General features: G+C 64.9%; 17 protein-coding genes. 6 read left to right on the top strand and 11 right to left on the bottom strand.

Annotated elements, in window-relative coordinates; all coding sequences use genetic code 11:
• Window positions 1-3 precede the first annotated feature (3 nt).
• From pgeF to lgt, 3 genes are read right to left on the bottom strand one after another with little or no spacing between them, the layout of a single operon-like run.
• Complete coding sequence (gene pgeF, locus QZ409_RS20815; RefSeq protein ID WP_296715176.1) at window positions 4-786, bottom strand: peptidoglycan editing factor PgeF; 783 nt, start codon at window positions 784-786, stop codon at window positions 4-6.
• Window positions 783-1,904 carry an SAM-dependent methyltransferase gene (locus QZ409_RS20810; RefSeq protein ID WP_296715173.1) on the bottom strand — a complete coding sequence of 374 codons (1,122 nt, stop codon included), beginning with the start codon at window positions 1,902-1,904 and terminating at the stop codon, window positions 783-785. Before QZ409_RS20810 ends, pgeF begins: the two co-directional genes overlap by 4 nt.
• Complete coding sequence (gene lgt / locus QZ409_RS20805) at window positions 1,901-2,746, bottom strand: prolipoprotein diacylglyceryl transferase (protein ID WP_296715171.1); 846 nt, start codon at window positions 2,744-2,746, stop codon at window positions 1,901-1,903. The genes QZ409_RS20810 and lgt overlap by 4 nt, the downstream gene beginning before the upstream one ends.
• Before the next feature lie 269 nt (window positions 2,747-3,015).
• On the opposite strand from lgt, the gene QZ409_RS20800 reads away from it, so the two are divergent.
• The 4 genes from QZ409_RS20800 (at window position 3,016) to QZ409_RS20785 (ending at window position 5,569) form a co-directional block, all read left to right on the top strand.
• Window positions 3,016-3,282, top strand: coding sequence for an accessory factor UbiK family protein (locus QZ409_RS20800; RefSeq protein WP_296715169.1), 267 nt, complete (start codon window positions 3,016-3,018; stop codon window positions 3,280-3,282).
• Window positions 3,283-3,510: 228 nt separating this feature from the next.
• Entirely contained in the window at window positions 3,511-4,014 is a 504-nt protein-coding gene (locus QZ409_RS20795) for a YbjN domain-containing protein (protein WP_296715167.1), read from the top strand.
• Window positions 4,014-4,820 carry a pyrroline-5-carboxylate reductase gene (gene proC, locus QZ409_RS20790; protein WP_296715164.1) on the top strand — a complete coding sequence of 269 codons (807 nt, stop codon included), beginning with the start codon at window positions 4,014-4,016 and terminating at the stop codon, window positions 4,818-4,820. Before QZ409_RS20795 ends, proC begins: the two co-directional genes overlap by 1 nt.
• A gap of 65 nt (window positions 4,821-4,885) precedes the next feature.
• Complete coding sequence (locus QZ409_RS20785) at window positions 4,886-5,569, top strand: TetR/AcrR family transcriptional regulator (RefSeq protein ID WP_296715162.1); 684 nt, start codon at window positions 4,886-4,888, stop codon at window positions 5,567-5,569.
• A gap of 21 nt (window positions 5,570-5,590) precedes the next feature.
• Here QZ409_RS20785 and QZ409_RS20780 read toward each other — a convergent pair whose 3' ends face one another.
• The 4 genes from QZ409_RS20780 to QZ409_RS20765 all read right to left on the bottom strand — a co-directional run bounded on the left by QZ409_RS20780 (window position 5,591) and on the right by QZ409_RS20765 (window position 9,172).
• Complete coding sequence (locus tag QZ409_RS20780; protein ID WP_296715159.1) at window positions 5,591-6,439, bottom strand: DUF1186 domain-containing protein; 849 nt, start codon at window positions 6,437-6,439, stop codon at window positions 5,591-5,593.
• A 71-nt stretch (window positions 6,440-6,510) separates the two neighbouring features.
• Window positions 6,511-7,878: an ATP-binding protein gene (locus QZ409_RS20775; RefSeq protein WP_296715157.1), complete on the bottom strand. Its 1,368-nt coding sequence runs from the start codon at window positions 7,876-7,878 to the stop codon at window positions 6,511-6,513.
• Window positions 7,875-8,609: a response regulator transcription factor gene (locus tag QZ409_RS20770; protein ID WP_296715155.1), complete on the bottom strand. Its 735-nt coding sequence runs from the start codon at window positions 8,607-8,609 to the stop codon at window positions 7,875-7,877. Before QZ409_RS20770 ends, QZ409_RS20775 begins: the two co-directional genes overlap by 4 nt.
• Complete coding sequence (locus QZ409_RS20765) at window positions 8,606-9,172, bottom strand: MarR family winged helix-turn-helix transcriptional regulator (protein WP_296715154.1); 567 nt, start codon at window positions 9,170-9,172, stop codon at window positions 8,606-8,608. Before QZ409_RS20765 ends, QZ409_RS20770 begins: the two co-directional genes overlap by 4 nt.
• Before the next feature lie 109 nt (window positions 9,173-9,281).
• On the opposite strand from QZ409_RS20765, the gene QZ409_RS20760 reads away from it, so the two are divergent.
• Together QZ409_RS20760 and QZ409_RS20755 are read left to right on the top strand one after the other, a co-directional pair.
• Window positions 9,282-10,187 (top strand): branched-chain amino acid aminotransferase, encoded by a 906-nt coding sequence (locus QZ409_RS20760; protein ID WP_296715151.1) that lies wholly within the window; start codon window positions 9,282-9,284, stop codon window positions 10,185-10,187.
• Between the two features lie 322 nt (window positions 10,188-10,509).
• Window positions 10,510-11,070, top strand: coding sequence for a PadR family transcriptional regulator (locus QZ409_RS20755; RefSeq protein ID WP_296715149.1), 561 nt, complete (start codon window positions 10,510-10,512; stop codon window positions 11,068-11,070).
• Between the two features lie 37 nt (window positions 11,071-11,107).
• On the opposite strand, the gene QZ409_RS20750 is transcribed toward QZ409_RS20755, so the two are convergent.
• The 4 genes from QZ409_RS20750 to uvrC form a co-directional block, all read right to left on the bottom strand.
• Complete coding sequence (locus QZ409_RS20750) at window positions 11,108-11,575, bottom strand: molybdenum cofactor biosynthesis protein MoaE (protein ID WP_296715147.1); 468 nt, start codon at window positions 11,573-11,575, stop codon at window positions 11,108-11,110.
• A 5-nt stretch (window positions 11,576-11,580) separates the two neighbouring features.
• A complete protein-coding gene (moaD, locus tag QZ409_RS20745; RefSeq protein ID WP_296715145.1) occupies window positions 11,581-11,829 on the bottom strand; it encodes a molybdopterin converting factor subunit 1 in 249 nt (82 codons plus the stop codon).
• The gene (gene pgsA, locus QZ409_RS20740) at window positions 11,826-12,422 is read right to left on the bottom strand and encodes a CDP-diacylglycerol--glycerol-3-phosphate 3-phosphatidyltransferase (RefSeq protein ID WP_296715143.1); all 597 of its coding nucleotides are present in this window, start codon (window positions 12,420-12,422) and stop codon (window positions 11,826-11,828) included. Before pgsA ends, moaD begins: the two co-directional genes overlap by 4 nt.
• A gap of 71 nt (window positions 12,423-12,493) precedes the next feature.
• Complete coding sequence (gene uvrC, locus QZ409_RS20735; protein WP_296715566.1) at window positions 12,494-14,539, bottom strand: excinuclease ABC subunit UvrC; 2,046 nt, start codon at window positions 14,537-14,539, stop codon at window positions 12,494-12,496.
• Window positions 14,540-14,626: the final 87 nt, after the last annotated feature.

Below are 14,626 nucleotides of genomic sequence, written 5' to 3'. Positions count from 1 at the left end.
CGCCTATTCCGGCAGGGCGATGGCGGCGACGAGACGGCCATAATCGGCCTCGCCGCGATGGGTCTTGCGGCGATAGGAATAGAAGCGGGCCTCATCCGTATAAGTGTCGAGGCGCAGGTTTTCGAACGCGCCAATCCCCGCGCGTTCCGCGCGCATTTCGATCAAGCCCGGCAGGTCGAACAGGAAATGATCCGGCTTGCCGGAGGGCGCGAAAAAACGCGTGAAGCTCGCGTCCTCGGCCTCGAAACGCGCGAAAAACTCCGGCCCGACTTCATAGCTTTGCTGCGCGATGGTCGGCCCCAGAGCGGCGGCGATATTCGCCCGCCGCGCGCCGAGGGACTCCATGGCCGTGACGAGGGCCTCGACCATGCCGGTCAGCGCGCCCTTCCAGCCGGAATGGGCCGCGCCGATGACGCCCGCACTTTTGTCCGCGAAGAGCAGAACGCCGCAATCGGCGCCTGTCACGCCCAAAGCGAGGCCCGGCGTCGCCGTCACCAGCCCGTCGCAGCGCGGCCTTTCGCCCTCCGGCCAGGGCGCCGAAACCGCCAGGGCGTCGGCGGAATGGATCTGATAAGGCACAAGGAAATTTTCCGGCGCGACGCCAAGCGCGCGCGCCATTCGGGCTCGGTTTTCCGCCACGGCGACGGGATCGTCATTGGAGCCGACGCCGCCATTGAGCGTCGCATAAACGCCCTGCGACACCCCGCCCTGCCGGGTGAAAAAAGCGTGGGCGGCGCCATCGAGAACGGGCGCGCGAATGGCCGCGCGCAAGATTTCTTCCGTCACGCTTCCGCCCCCGCCGGCGCGAAGCCCGGCGCCTCTTTTACACTGCGCCGGGTCACGGCCAGCACCTTGAACAAGGCGCCCATTTCATCCGCGGCGTCGCCGATCAGCCGCGCCAGAGCGGAATCGACCTGCGCCGCCTGTTCCGGCGTCGCATTGCGTTTCAGCGTTTCCGCGCGTTGAAAGATTCCCAGCTCGCGCAGAAAGGCGCCCTGCTCGACCGGCCCATGGACGCGGGCGTTGGCGGACGACGCTGCGCGGGCGAGCGCGGAGAAATCGACATGAGTGGTGAGATCGGCCTGTCCGGGCTCCGCCAGCGGATCGACGAATTGATGCGCCTTGACCGCCTGCAGGGTCTCGCCGAAGGCCGTGCGGGCATAGCCGTAATCAATGGCCAGGGTCGCGCCGTTTTCGGTGACGATGCGCGCGGCGATCTGGGTCATCAGGCGCTGCGCGGCGGCGCCAATTTCGAGAATGGAGCCGTCCTCCGCCTTGGCCTTGATATAAGGCTCGGTCTCTTCGCTCAGTCCGAAGGCCAGTTCGCCCTCCGGGTCGAGCCCGACCAGCCGCTCGCGCCAGCCCTTCGCCGTCTTGAGGTAATGGCGCACCGGCAAAGCGTCGAAAAACTCATTGGCGATGAAGATCGCCGGGCCTTGCGGGACTTCGTCGAGGCCCTTGTGCCAAGTCACGGGCTTGCCGCTGTCGCGGAGCGCCTGCCGCTGCTGCTCGGCGAGCAGGTCGCTGGCCTCGACCAGATGAACGTCGATCGCCTGGAAAAAATCGGGCGCCGCTCGGGCGGCGCGCAGGGCGTCGGCCATCAGGGCGCCGCGCCCCGGGCCGAGTTCGACCAGCCGGATGCGCGGCGGCGCGCCGATCAAGGTCCAGATTTCCGCCGCCCACAGGCCGATCAATTCGCCGAACATTTGCGAGATTTCGGGCGCGGTGACGAAATCGCCTTCAACGCCGAAAGGATTGCGGGTGGTGTAATAGCCCTTGGTCGGATGGGTCAGGGCGAGCGCCATATAGCGCTCGATCGAGATCGGCCCTTCATCGGCGACGATTTCGCGGATGTCGTCCTTGAGGCTGCGCTCCTGATGCGCGCGTTCCTGCGTTTCGGTCATGGTCCCTCCGCCGCCAAATCATTTGCCGCGCGCCGGGCGCGGCGCAGGGAATAAAGAATCAGAACAACGCCAAACAGGACCAGAGGCGCCGACAGCAGCATGCCCATGGTCGCGCCGCCGAACAGAAAGCCGAGCTGGGCGTCCGGCTCACGGAAAAACTCGCAGAATATGCGCGCTACGCCATAAAGCCCGATGAAAAGACCCGAGGTCAAGCCGGGTCGCCGGAAGGCTCCGGCGCGCACGGCAATGGCCATGACAAGCCCGAGCGCGAGCCCTTCCAGACCGGCCTCGTAAAGCTGGCTCGGATGGCGCGGCAGCGGCCCCGCGCCGGGGAAGACCATGGCCCAGGCGACATCGCTAGGCCGCCCCCACAGCTCCGGCTTGATGAAATTGGCGATGCGGACCAGAAACAGGCCGATGGGCGCCACCGCGCAAACGAGATCGGCGACGCTGAAGAAGGGCGTTTTCTCGCGTCGGGCGAACAGCCAGGCGCCGAGCGTCGCCCCGGCCAACCCGCCGTGAAAGGCCATGCCGCCCTTCCAGACCGCCGGAATCTCCAGCGGATTTTCAAGAAAAAAGGGCAGGTTGTAAAACAGCGCATAGCCGATGCGCCCGCCGAGCACAGCGCCGAAGGCGACATAAACCAGCAGATCGTCGAGCCTTTTGGGCACTGGACGCCTGACCCCGCCCCAGAGCGCGTCGCTGCGCGCGAGCCGCGTCGCGATGAACCATCCCGCGAGGAGCGAGACGATATAGCCCATGGCGTACCATCGCACCGGCAGCGGCCCGAGATTGACCATCACCGGATCGATCACCGGATAATTCATCAGGAAAAGCGGCATGTCGGCGTCCCGTGAGATGAAGCGCCGGAGTAAAGCGGCCAGCGCCGGGCTTCAAGAGCCTGAATAGGCCGGCTGTGTAAAAGCCGTTCAACAAAATTCTTGCGCTCGGGCGAAATGGCGCCCATGTCTGCGGCACAATCCTGTCGGCCCCGCTCTTTGACGCGTCAAAGAGCGGGGCGCCAGGCGGCGTCAGCCGCCGCCGCGCCAGCCAGCGCGGAACCAAGGGTCATTTTCAATGCCCCTTGGCCTGAAACATCTGGAGCCTGTTCATGAGCGCCTCGCCCAATCGCTTCTTCGACGACATGTCGCGCCTGTTCAATGACGCCGCCGGCGCCGCGCGCAGCCTCGGCCGCGAGGCGGAGGCCGCCATCAAGACCCAGGTCGAGCGCCTGCTCGCCAACATGGACATCGTCAACCGCGAGGAATTCGAGGCCGTGCGCGACATGGCTGTCGCCGCGCGCAACGCCAATGACGCGCTGGAGCGCCGCATCGCCGAACTCGAGGCGAAGCTCGCGGAAACCGAAAAGAAAAGCTGAATTCGCGTTTAGCTGTGGACGCCGCCTCAGGTCCGGTGGACGAATCCACGCGAATCCAGCAACTTAACCCGAGACGCGGACAGGATTCCGTCGCCGGGCAAATCTGACTATATTGATTTTGTCCGGTGATTCGGCTGCTGAAACAGCCGAGTCGGGGGTCCGGAGTTTGCACGAGTATCAAGCCGCGTTCCTTTACTTTGCCGCGCCGCTCGCGCCCAGGACCTGTAGATGTTGCTCTCTGGAATTGAACTGAACGACAGGGTCGAGCACCCGGTCGACGTCGTCGAACGGATCGCCACCCTGAGGGATTGGGCCTTCGACCGCGACGATCCCGACGAGATCTCCATCTGCGTCGCGGGCGTCTGGGCCGATTACAATGTCGCCTTCACCTGGCTGCCGCAATGCGAGGCGCTGCATCTCGCCTGCGCCTTCGATCTCAAGGTGCCGGAGCGCCGCCGCGCCGAGGCCGCCAATCTGGTCGCGCGCATCAATGAACATATGTGGATCGGCCATTTCGACGTCTGGTCCAAGGACGGCGTCGTGATGTTCCGTCACGCCATCCTGCTCGCCGGCGGCGCCGAGCCCAATGACGCGCAATGCGAGGCGGCGCTGGCCGCCGCGACAGAAGCCTGCGAACGCTATTACCAGGCGTTCCAGTTCGTGGTCTGGGCCGGCAAGAACGCCGCCGAGGCGCTGGAAGGCGCGCTGATGGACACGCGCGGCGAGGCGTGATGGGCGACGAAACCTCGCTCGCCTTGGTCGGCGCCGGCAAGATGGGCCTCGCCCTGCTCGGTGGCTGGCTCGGCGCCGGAATCCCGCCGCGCGCTATCGCCGTTCATGAGCCGCATCCGTCCGACGCCCTGAACAGTCTCGCGGCGGAAAAAGGCTTTGCGCTCAATCCCGCCCCTGCCGCCGCGCAAACCATCGTGCTTGCGATCAAGCCGCAAATGCTGGAGGCCGCCGCGCCTGCGCTTGCGCCGCTGTTTTCCGCCGACAGCCTGCTGATTTCCATTCTGGCGGGAAAAACCGTCGCAAATCTGGCCGCGCGCCTGCCGGCCAGGGCTATCGTCCGCGCCATGCCCAATACGCCCGCCGCCATCGGACGCGGGATCACCGGCGCTTTCGCCAGCGCAGATGTGACAAGCGCCCAGCTCGACACGGCGCAAAGCCTGCTGGCTGGGGTCGGCGGCGTGGAATGGGTCGGCGAGGAAAAGCTGATCGACGCGGTCACCGCCATTTCCGGCTCCGGCCCCGCCTATGTGTTTCACCTCGTCGAGGCTCTGGCCGAGGCCGGCGCCGCGCTGGGCCTCCCCCCCGATCTCGCCTTGCGGCTGGCGCGCGCGACGGTCGAAGGCTCGGGCGAATTGCTGCATCGCTCGCCCGAGATCTCCGCCGAGATCTTGCGCAAGAACGTCACCTCCCCCGGCGGGACGACCCAGGCCGCGCTCGATGTGCTGATGGGTCCGGACGGCCTCGCCGCGCTGATGGCTCGCGCGACCGCCGCCGCCGAAAAGCGCGCCGGAGAATTGTCCGGCTGAGGGTGCGCGCTTGCTGCGGCGCGGCTTTTGCCCCATGTTCGCGGCAGTCAAGCGGGAGCGCGCCGATGAGCAAGGCCAAGAACGAAGAAAAAGGCCCACAAGCCAAAAGCGACCCGCGCGAGAAAATCATTGACGCGCTGATGGGGCTGGCGGCCGAGCGAGGCTGGGACGAGATTTCACTCGCCGATGTCGCCGACCGCGCCGGGATCACGCTCGCGCAATTCCGCGACTTTTTCCCCTCCAAGGGCGCCGTTCTGGGCGGCTTTTCGCGGCGCATCGACAAGATCGTACTCGAAGGCGGCGAAAAGCTTGCCGGCGAGAGCCCCCAAGACCTGAGCCCCAAAGACCGGCTGTTCGACGTGCTGATGCGGCGCTTCGACGCCATGGCGCCCTATAAGGCGGCGCTGAAAAACATCAATGACTGGGCGATGCATGATCCGCTCGCCCTGCCCGCGCTCAACCAGCTTGCGCTCAATTCGCTGCGCTTCATGCTGGAGGCGGCCGGGCTCAACAGCGAAGGCCCGCTCGGAACGCTGAAGCTGCAAGGCCTCGCCTTGTCCTGGACCCACGTGTTCCATGTCTGGCTCGCCGACGACAGCGAGGACGGGGCCAAAACCATGGCCGCACTCGACAAGGAGCTGGCGCGCGGCGAGGAACTTGTGGAGCGCGTCGAGGGCGCCCGCCGCCGCCTCGCGCCGTTCGCGGCACCGCTGATCGGGCTGGCGGAACGGATCTTCGTCAACCGATAAATCCGTGAGCCGCCTGCACCCTCACTCCCCAACCAAACAGCATTTCTTGAATTTCTTGCCGCTCCCGCAGGGGCACGGATCATTGCGGCCCACGTCGCGGAACTTGTTTTCCGCTGGCGTTTCGGGCTCGGATTCGTCCTCTTCCTCGAAGACGGACAAGGTCTCCAGCGCGTCGTCGATCGGTTTGATTCCGCGCTCCTCGAATAATTCGCGACGATCAGGCGCGGCGCGATTGGCGCGCAGCTCGGTCTGGAAATCCTCGAAATTCAGCACATTCTTGTCGACATAGCCCTGGCGGAAGGCCCGCGCGACCGAAGGCTCCAATTCGCTCAGGCCGAGCAAGGCGACGCAGCCCTGCCAGCCATACCAGATCGGATGGGCTTCGCGCGGCTGCAGGCTGTCGAAACATTGCGCGAGATAGGTCTTGGCGTCTTCCAGCGGAATTTCGCCATTGGCGGCCAGCCCGCAGAAGGCTTCCAGCGCCGCGACGCGCGCCCATTCGTCCGCCGCGGGCGCCTCGATCAGCTTTTTCAGCCCGGCTAGATCGCCGGAATAAAGGCTGAGCAGAATGGCGGGCATGGTTTCCGAGGCGGCGTCGCCGATCATGTCATAAAGCGGCGCGCCTTCCATCGCTACGGACAGCAGCGGAGCCCAGGCCTCGGCCTCGCGCTTTTCCGCCATCAGATGCAGGCCGAAAAACACCTTTTCGGCATTTTCAGGCGAACGGTCGGCGCCCGAGGCGAAAGCGTTCAGCGCCGCGAACAAGGGCTCGCGCGCGGAGGGCCATTTCTGGCGCAATGTCAGGAGCGCGTCGAGCGGAAAGGTCTCCGCGCCAGAGAGATCGGCCAGGGCCATATCGACGAGATTCATTCCGGGCGCTCCTTGAACGGCCATCGCATTATCCTAGCCTTTCGCACAGGCGAAGCGCGAACGAAAGGGATTTAGACCGGCACCCGCACGCTGGCGCGCAGGCCCCCGAGCGGGCTGGCGCCGAGAAAGATTTCGCCGCCATGCGAGCGCGCGATGTCGCGCGCGATCGACAGTCCGAGGCCCGTGCCGCCCTCGTCCTGGTTGCGCGCCTCGTCGAGCCGCACGAAGGGCCGGAACACTTTTTCGCGCGCTTCCGCCGGAATGCCCGGCCCGTCGTCATCGACGTGAATTTGCAGGAATTTCTCGTCGCACGAGCCTTCGAGCCGAATCCTGTCGCCGTGCCGCGCCGCATTGTTCAACAAATTGGCGAGGCAACGCTTGAAGGCGTCCGGCCGCACCGTGGCGATGGGCTCGCCGCCATAGATCACTTCCGTGTCATGGCCGAGCCGCTCGGATTCCTGGCGCAGGGTTTCGAGCATGGCCGGAATGTCGGTCGGCGAGGCCGCCTCGCCAATGTCGCCGCGCGCGAAGGCGAGATAGGCTTCGAGCATTCGCTGCATTTCATCGACGTCGCCGGACAGTTCCTGCACGTCGGCCTCGTCGCCAAGCAAGGCGAGCGACAGTTTGAATCGCGTGAGAATGGTGCGCAGATCGTGGCTGACGCCATTGAGCATCGTCGTGCGCTGCTCCATCGCGCGCTCGATGCGCCGCTTCATTTCGAGGAAGGCATAGGTCGCGCGCCGCACCTCGCGCGCCCCGCGCGGGCGGAACTCGACCTCGCGGCCCTTGCCGAATTCCTCCGCCGCGTCGGCGAGCGCGAGAATGGGCTTGATCTGATTGCGCAGGAACAGGATCGCCACCGAAATCAGCACCACCGACGTACCGACCATCCAGATGATGAAAATATGCGTGTTGGAGGCATAGGCCTGGCTACGCCGCGCGACGACCCGCAGGATGGCCTCGCCCATATCGACGCGCACTTCGATGAAATCCGAACGCCCGACCGTGTCGATCCAGAACGGCAGGCGGATCTGCCTCTCGATCTCGCTCGACATGGCGCGGTCCACCAGCGAGAAGAACGGCTTTGGCAGGGTCGGTGGCAGCGGCCCGGGCGGCAGGATTTCCGCATCGAGATTGAGCCGGTAGCGCGCGATCCCCTCGAACTTGCTGTTATCGGGATCGAGGCTGTGGAAATCGCGATAGATGTCAATCAGCGCCGCAATATCCTGCGTCACCGCATTGGACAGGCGGAATGTGACCGTCTGCCAGTGGCGCTCCATGAAGACCAGCGCGATGGCCGATTGCAGCACGACCATCGGCAGGATGACGATGAGCAGCGCGCGGGCGTAAAGCCCCTTCGGCATGACGGCGGCCAGCCCCCGCGCGAATCCGCGCCAGAGCCGCCGCGTCTCGACAAGCGCCCGCGCGACAATATTCATCGGTCGATCGCCAGCTTGTAGCCGAAGCCGCGCACCGTCTGGAGATGGAGGGGATTGGCCGGGTCCGTCTCGATCTTGCGGCGCAGCCGGTTGACCTGCACGTCCACCGTGCGCTCATTGGCCGCTCCGCCGCCGCCGCCCAAAGCCTCGCGCGACACGGCCTCGCCGGGCGTCTCAAGCAACAGGCGCAGCATGTCGCGCTCGCGCTCGGTGATGCGGATCACCTCGTCGCCCTGGCGCAATTCGCCGCGATCCGGGTCGAATGTGAATTCGCCGAAGCGCACGGCGTTCTGACCGGGCGCGCTTTGCGCGACCATGCGCGGCGCGGCGCGGCGCAGGATCGAGGCGACCCGCAGGGCCAGCTCGCGCGGCTCGAAGGGCTTGGCCATGTAATCGTCGGCGCCGGCCTCCAGCCCCTTCACGCGGTCCTCGGTCTCGGAACGGGCGGTCAGCATGAGGATCGGCGCCTCCGCAAGCGGCGCGTTCTCGGCACGGATCTGGGCGGCGAATTCATAGCCGCTCTGGCCGGGCATCATGACGTCAAGAATGATGAGATCGAAATGCAGCCCGCGCAAATGGGCGTAGGCATCCTCGGCGCTTTCGGCGGCCGTCACGCGATAGCCCTCGCCCTGTAGATAGCGCTTGAGCAGATTGCGAATGCGGCGGTCGTCGTCGACTACCAGAAGATGCAAGGCGTCGTCGGCCGGCGGCAGGTTGTCGGCTTCAGTCATGACGCGCCTCCGGTCGCGGGATCGCCTTTCACATTCGAACCCCTCGCGGGATCGCATATGACCGGGTCGGATGTGGCCGGGTCGCACATGGCTGGATCGCACATGGCGGCGAGGAAGGCGGCGCCCTGGGCGCGCGCCCCGCCGGGCAGGATTTCGAGCGCGCGGGCGAAACGGCGCGACTGAAGCTCGGCCAGCTCAAGCGCCAGAGCCTCGCCCTTCCGGGTCGGGAACATCAGGCGCTGGCGGCGATCGAGCAGTCCCGGATGCTGCTCGATGTAATTCTGATCGAGCAGGTCCTTCAACACGCGCGACAGGCTTTGCTTGGTGATTTTCAGCAGATCCAGCAGCTCCGCCACGGAAAGGCCCGGGCGGCGGTCGACGAAATAAAGCACGCGGTGATGGGCGCGGCCGAAATTATAGCGGGTCAGCAGGCGGTCGGCGTCGCCGACGAAATCGCGATAGGCGAAGAAGAACAATTCGATCAGATCGAACATCGGCTCGGGCTGCGGCGACTGGTCCTTCGTCTCGGGCTGCGCGCTTTTCTTCGGCAAAGCGTCTGCCATGCGGTCTCCCGTCCGGCGTCCTGCAAATTATGTCAGTTCTATTGACATATTTCAGGTCGGTTGTTAGCAGTCAAGCCTCCCCACAGGGACGTTTTACGAGGATCATGCCATGACGGTTCTGCCATTTGACCAGCGCGACGGTTTCATCTGGATGAACGGCGCCCTCGTAGAATGGAAAGACGCCAAATTGCACGTCCTCTCCCACGGGCTGCATTACGGTTCCTGCGTGTTCGAGGGCGAGCGCGCCTATGGCGGCCGCATCTTCAAGTCGCGCGAGCATTCCGAGCGCTTCAAGAAATCGGCGGAACTGCTCGATTTCGAAATTCCCTATACGGTCGAGGAGCTTGACGCGGCCAAGGATCTGGTCGTCGCGAAAAACGGCCTCACCAATTGCTATGTGCGCCCGGTCGCCTGGCGCGGCTCTGAAATGATGGCCATTTCCGCGCAGCACGCCACGATCAATGTCGCCATCGCGGTCTGGGACTGGCCCTCGATGTTCGATATCGCCACCAAGATGAAGGGCATCCGCCTCGACATCGCCGAATATCGCCGCCCCGATCCGGCCTGCGCGCCCTGCGCCTCCAAGGCCGCCGGCCTTTACATGATCTGCACGATCTCGAAACATCGTGCGGAACGGCGCGGCTATGCCGACGCCATGATGCTCGACTGGCAGGGTCGCGTCGCCGAATGCACCGGAGCGAACATCCTGTTCGTCAAGGATGGCGAAATCCATACCCCGATCGCCGATTGCTTCCTGAATGGCATCACTCGCCAAACCGTGATCGGCCTCGCCAAGGCGAATGGGATCAAGGTCAACGAACGCCGCATCATGCCCGAGGAGCTGGAAAGCTTCGACGAATGCTTCATCTGCGGCACGGGCGCGGAGGTCACGCCCGTTTCCGAGATCGGGCCTTACCACTTCACCCCCGGCGCGATTTCGCGCACGCTGATTGAAGCCTATACGAGGGAAGTCGAGCCGGCCGAGAATGCCGTTTCTGCGGATATTTCCCTCTGAGGGGCAAGACTCTGTAAGGATCAAGCCGCTTTGGCGGCCAGGCGCCGGACGCTCCACGTCCGGCGCCTTTTTTGTTGCACAACGACCCTGTTGACAGTTTCATATCTAAGATATATCTGTCTCGTTCAAGAGCGAGCTAAGAACGACTTGCTCCGCCTTCGAATCCCCCAAACCATGACTGCGGAAGGTTCGGAGACTTTTCACAACCTGCAAAAAGATATATCGGAGATAACACATGTTTGAACAATTCAGCGGACGCGGGCGCGGCCCTCATTCCGACCGGCACGGCCATCGGCCGTTTTTCCACAACAAGGATGCATCCATGGCTGACGGCCCCTTCGACCGCCCTTCCCGCCGGGGACGCCGCATGTTCGAGGCCGGCGAAGGCCCGTTCTTCGGCCGGCATGGCTTCGGCCGCGGCGAAAAGCGCCGCATGTTTGACGGCGGCGAGTTGAAGCTCGTCTTGCTTGCGCTGATGGAAACGGAGCCGCGTCACGGCTATGACCTCATCCGCGAGATCGAAACGCGCACCGGCGGCGCCTATGCGCCAAGCCCGGGCATCATTTACCCGACCCTCACCCTTCTGGAGGAAATCGGCCATATCGAAGCCCAGGCCTCGGAAGGCGCCAAAAGGCAGTTCACGCTCACCGAAGCCGGCAAGAGTTTTCTGGGCGAACATCGCCGGGAGGCCGATGCGGCGCTGGCGCGACTCGACGCCCTCGGCGACCGCGCCCGGCCTATGGAAGCTGGCCCTGTCGCCCGTGCGATGCAAAATCTGAAGACCGCTCTGGGCCAGCGCCTTTCGAGCGAACCCGACAAGAAAATCCTGTTCGAAATCGCGGACTTGATCGACGAGGCGGCGCGCAAGATCGAACGGCTCTGAGCGGAGTCCGGACGCGGCGCGGCTTCCGCCCGCCGTTTCAGGCGTCGCGGCTCCACCGCTCCAGCGCCGCTTCGTCGGCGTCCTTGGCGGCGACCCATTCGCCTTGCGTCCCGTCGGCGCGATGCTCTTTCTTCCAGAAAGGCGCGCGGGATTTCAGAAAATCCATCAGGAATTCAGCGGCGGAAAAAGCCGCCGCGCGATGAGCGCTGGCGCAGAGCACCAGCACGATCTGCTCACCGGGTCTGATCCGGCCGTGACGGTGGATCACGGTCACGCCAAGCAACGGCCAGCGGCGCTCGGCCTCGTCCGCGATGCGGGCGATCTCCTCCTCCGCCATGCCCGGATAATACTCAAGCTCAAGGGCTTCGAGCGTCCCCGCCTCGTCGCGGCACAAGCCGATGAAGGAGGCGATGGCGCCAATGTCGCGCCGCCCCTCGGTCAGAGCCGCGCTCTCGGCGGCGGCGTCGAAATTCTCGCTCTGGACACGGATCTTTCGCGGAATCATGGCGCCTACCCCCCCGTCATGGGCGGGAAGAAAGCGATTTCGCGCGCGCCGGCGATGAGCGCCTCGGGCTTGACATGCTTCTTGTTGATGGCGGCGCGGGCAATGCCCTTGGCGAAGGCGGCGGCGTAGAATTCGTCGCGCGCGGCGAGCCAGTCGATCAATTCGCCGATGGTGCGCAAGGAGTCGGGCAGGTCCAGCTCTTCCTCGGACTTGCCGATGCGCTCACGCAGGGATGCGAAATAGACCAGCCTCATTCCTCGACCACATGTTTGATCCCGGCCTTCATATAGTCCCAGCCGGTGTAAAGCGTGAGGATCGCGGAAATCCAGAGCAGGAAGAGGCCGATCCGCGTGGTCCCCGGCAGGACGAGTTCGCCCGCGCGGCCCGCGATGAGGAAGCCCAAAGCAATCATCTGCATGGTTGTCTTCCATTTGGCGACCTTGCTGACCGGCACCGAGACCTTCAGCTCGGCCAGAAATTCGCGCAGGCCGGACACCAGGATTTCGCGGCAGAGGATGACGATGGCCGCCCAGAGCGACCAGCTCTTGATGGTGCCGTCGGCGACGAGAATGAGCAGCACCGCCGAGACCAGCAATTTGTCGGCGATGGGGTCGAGCATGCGGCCGAGCGCCGATTGCTGCCCCCAGGCGCGGGCGAGGTAGCCGTCGAAAAAATCCGTGATCGCCGCGACGATGAACAGACCGAGCGCCGTCCAGCGCAAGGCATATTCGTCCGGCCAGAACAGGCAGGCCACCACCGCCGGCACGATCACGACCCGGCCGAACGTCAGAATGTTCGGCAGATTGAAAGTGCGGCTGGCGCCGGTGCGAACGGGGCGGAATAACATCGCCGGAGGGAAGCTTTTTCGCGCAGCCGCGTCAACGGCTTTTTCCGAGCGAAAGCGCCGCGCCCCTTCCCTCACCCTTTTTCATGGAAATGGTCGAACACCAGCTTGGCGGTGGCTGCGGAAAAGCCGGGCGTCTTTTCGATGTCGGCCAGCGCGGCCGCCGCCACGGATTTGGCCGTGCCAAAGGCTTGCAACAAAGCCCTTTTGCGCGCCGGCCCGATTCCGGCGATTTCATCAAGCGGGTTTTTCGCAAATTCCTTCTTGCGCCGCGCCCGATGCGTGCCGATGGCGAAGCGATGCGCTTCGTCGCGCAGCCGCTGCACGAAATAAAGCGCCGGATCGCGCGGCGCCAGTTTGAACGGCTCGCGCCCGGCGACGAAAAAGGTCTCGCGGCCGGCGTTGCGGTCGGCGCCCTTGGCGATGGAGGCCAGCGTCACGCCCGTCACGCCCAGCTCGTCGATCACGGCCCGCACCGCCTCGAACTGGCCGCGCCCGCCGTCGATCAGGATCAGATCGGGCGCTTGCGGAAAGGCGTCGGGGTCAGAGGGCGCTGGCGCTTGGCTCTCCTCTTGGGCCTCCTTCAACAGACGCGAGAAGCGGCGCGAAAGGACCTCGCGCATCATGGCGTAGTCGTCGCCGGGCGTGAGTTCGCTTTTGATATTGAAGGTGCGGTACTGGTTTTTCACGAAGCCCTGCGGCCCCGCGACGACCATTCCGCCTATGGCGGAGCTGCCCATGATGTGGGAATTGTCATAGACCTCGACGCGTCGCGGCGGTTTCTCCATGCCGAACGCGGCGCCAAGCGACTCCAGCAGCTTCGTCTGGCTGGCGCTGTCGGCAAGGCGGCGGCCCAAAGCCTCCCGGGCGTTGTTTTGGGCGTCGACCACCATCTCGCGCTTCTCGCCGCGCTGCGGCACATGAATTTCGACCTTGTGCTGGTATTGCTGCGACAAGGCCTCGGACAGCCAGGCCGACTCCTCGACCGCATGCGAGAGCAGCACCAGCCCAGGCGGCGGCCGCTCGGCATAAAATTGCGCGATGAAGGGACCCAGCACCTCGCCGGGCGTAAGCGTGCGGTCGGCGCGCGGGAAATAGGCGCGATTGCCCCAGTTCTGACAGGCGCGATAAAACACCGCCTCGACGCAGAACTGTCCGGCCTCTTCATGCACGGCGAAAACGTCGGCCTCCGGGACGCCGCGCGGATTGACGCCCTGCTGTCCCTGAATGGCGGCGAGCGCGGAAATGCGGTCGCGCAGCCGCGCCGCGCGTTCGAATTCGAGCTTTTCCGACGCCTCGTTCATCTCGCCCGCGAGCCGCTCGCGAACCGCCCGCGATTTTCCGGCCAGGAAGTCGCGCGCCTCGCACGCCAGCTCGGAATATTGCTCCTGCGAAACTTCCCCAGTGCAGGGGGCGGCGCAGCGCTTGATCTGGAACAGCAGGCAAGGCCGCGAGCGATTGTCGTAAAAGGAGTTTTCGCAGGAGCGCAGCAGAAAGGCGCGCTGCAGCACGTTGAGCGTGCGGTTGACCGCCCCGACATTGGCGAAGGGCCCGAAATAATCGCCCTTGAGGCTGCGCGCGCCGCGATGCTTGGTGAGCCGCGCGCCGCGCTCGTCGCGGGTTAGCAGGATATAGGGGAAGCTCTTGTCGTCGCGCATCAGCACGTTGAAGCGCGGCTTGAGCTGCTTGATGAGATTGGATTCAAGCAGCAGCGCCTCGACCTCGGTGCGGGTCGAGACGAAGACCATCGACGCGGTCAGCGCGATCATCCGCGCAATGCGGTTGGTGTGGCCGGCGAAGCGCGTATAGGAGGCGACGCGCTTGCGCAGGCTTTTCGCCTTGCCGACATATAGCACCTCGCCGCCTTCGCCGAGCATGCGATAGACGCCCGGACTCATCGGCGCGTGTTTCCAATGGTCTCGAATCGCCCGCAGGCCGCGCTTGAGCGAGGCGGCGCCGGCCTCGCCCTCCAGGTCGAGCTCGACCCCCGAGCTTTCCTCGGCGTCCGATTCGTCGATCAGGATGTCTTCGGCGCTTTCCGCGAGGTCTTCTGCCGCGAGGTCTTCTGCCTCGAAAGGCTCCGGCGGCGGCAGGTCGATGGGGTTCTTGGTGCGGCTCATGGCCTTCATTTAAGCGTCTTGAGGCCGCCGTGAAATGGCCCCCTTAAGCAAAAGCGCAACCGGGGCTGGACGTCCGTCACAATTGCG

This window comes from Rhodoblastus sp., from assembly GCF_019449565.1.
Classification (GTDB): Bacteria; Pseudomonadota; Alphaproteobacteria; order Rhizobiales; family Beijerinckiaceae; genus Rhodoblastus.
The sequence above is the reverse complement of the archived record's forward strand: the minus strand, read 5'-3'. Positions and strand labels throughout refer to the sequence as shown.